At 65.8% G+C, this 2,074-nt stretch carries 1 protein-coding gene; it reads left to right on the plus strand.

The genetic code is table 11. The features are described 5' to 3' along the window. A partial coding sequence (gene carB / locus ABNS06_RS05950; RefSeq protein WP_348673202.1) for a carbamoyl-phosphate synthase large subunit occupies positions 1-2,074 on the plus strand: 2,074 nt, incomplete at both ends.

Below are 2,074 nucleotides of genomic sequence, written 5' to 3' on the forward strand. Positions count from 1 at the left end.
GGAAGGAATACGAGATGGAGGTCGTTCGTGACAAGAACGACAACTGCATCATCGTCTGCGCCATCGAGAACTTCGACCCCATGGGCGTGCACACCGGCGACTCCATCACCGTCGCGCCGGCGCAGACGCTGACCGACAAGGAATACCAGATCATGCGCGACGCCTCGCTGGCCGTGCTGCGCAAGATCGGCGTCGAGACCGGCGGCTCCAACGTGCAGTTCGCGGTGAATCCCGAGGACGGCCGTCTGGTCATCATCGAGATGAACCCGCGCGTGTCACGTTCCTCCGCGCTGGCATCCAAGGCCACAGGCTTCCCGATCGCCAAGGTCGCGGCCAAGCTGGCCGTCGGCTACACGCTGGACGAGCTGGCCAACGACATGACCGGCGGCGTCACGCCGGCGAGCTTCGAGCCGACCATCGACTACGTGGTCACCAAGATTCCGCGCTTCGCCTTCGAGAAGTTCCCGATGGCGGACGACCGGCTGACCACGCAGATGAAGTCCGTGGGCGAGGCCATGGCCATCGGTCGCAACTTCCAGGAATCGTTCCAGAAGGCATTGCGCAGTCTGGAGATCGATGCCGACGGTCTGGACGAAAAGCACGATCTGTCCGATGCCGACGCCGCGCGCCCCGAACTGATCGAGGCGATGACCACGCCGCGCGCCGATCGCATCTGGTCGGTTGCCGATGCCTTCCGCGCCGGCATGAGCCTGTCCGAAGTCCATGGCGCGACTTCCATCGACCCCTGGTTCCTCGATCAGATCGAGGAACTGGTCGCGGCGGAGCGCTCGCTGTCGGGGCGCACGCTGGCGGAGCTGGACGCGGTGGAGATGCGCCAGCTCAAGCGCATGGGCTTTTCCGATCGCCGGCTGGCGAAGCTGCTGGGCACGCAGGAAGAGGCGGTGCGTTCGCGACGCCACCAGTTCGACATCCGCCCGGTGTACAAGCGGGTGGACACCTGCGCCGCGGAATTCCCGTCGGCGACCGCGTACATGTATTCGACGTATGACGAGGCCTGCGAAGCCGGGCCCAGCGACCGCCGCAAGGTGATGGTGCTGGGCGGCGGGCCGAACCGGATCGGGCAGGGCATCGAATTCGACTACTGCTGCGTGCATGCTTCGTTGGCGCTGCGCGAGGACGGGTTCGAGACCATCATGGTCAACTGCAACCCGGAGACGGTGTCGACCGATTATGACGTGTCGGATCGCCTGTTCTTCGAGCCGCTGACCTTCGAGGACGTCATGGAGATCATTGACGTCGAGAAGCCGGACGGGGTGATTGTCCAGTACGGTGGGCAGACGCCGCTGAAGCTGGCGCGTCGGCTGGAAGCCGCCGGGGCGCCCATCGTCGGCACCAGCCCGGATTCCATCGATCTGGCCGAGGACCGCGATCGCTTCCAGCAGCTCGTGGAGCGACTGGAGCTGCGTCAGCCGGCGAACAAGACGGCGAGATCGGAAGCCGAGGCCCTGCGGCTAGCCGCCCAGGTCGGTTATCCGATGGTGGTCCGTCCCAGCTACGTGCTGGGTGGTCGCGCCATGGAGATCGTCTACGAGGATGTCGAGCTGGAGCGCTACATGCGCACCGCCGTGCAGGTCTCCAACGACGCGCCGGTGCTGCTGGACCGCTTCCTCGAGGATGCCGTGGAAGTCGACGTGGATGCCATCTCCGACGGCGAGTCGGTGGTGGTGGCCGGTCTGCTGGAACATATCGAGCAGGCGGGCGTGCACAGCGGTGACTCGGCTTGCTCGCTGCCGCCGCACTCGCTGTCCGACGCGGTCCGCGCCGAGATCTGCCGACAGGTTCAGGCGTTGGCGCGCGCGTTGCGCGTGGTCGGCCTGATGAACGCGCAGTTCGCGGTCAAGAACGAAGAGGTCTACCTGATCGAGGTCAACCCGCGCGCCTCGCGCACGGTGCCGTTCGTGTCCAAGGCCACCGGGCATCCGCTGGCGAAGATCGCCGCGCGCTGCATGCTGGGGCGGACGCTGGACGAGCAGGGCATCCAGTCCATCGACGCGCCGGAGTATTTCTCGGTCAAGGAATCCGTGTTCCCGTTCGCCAAGTTCCCTGGCGTGGA

Source organism: uncultured Abyssibacter sp. (assembly GCF_964000955.1).
GTDB lineage: Bacteria > Pseudomonadota > Gammaproteobacteria > Nevskiales > OUC007 > Abyssibacter.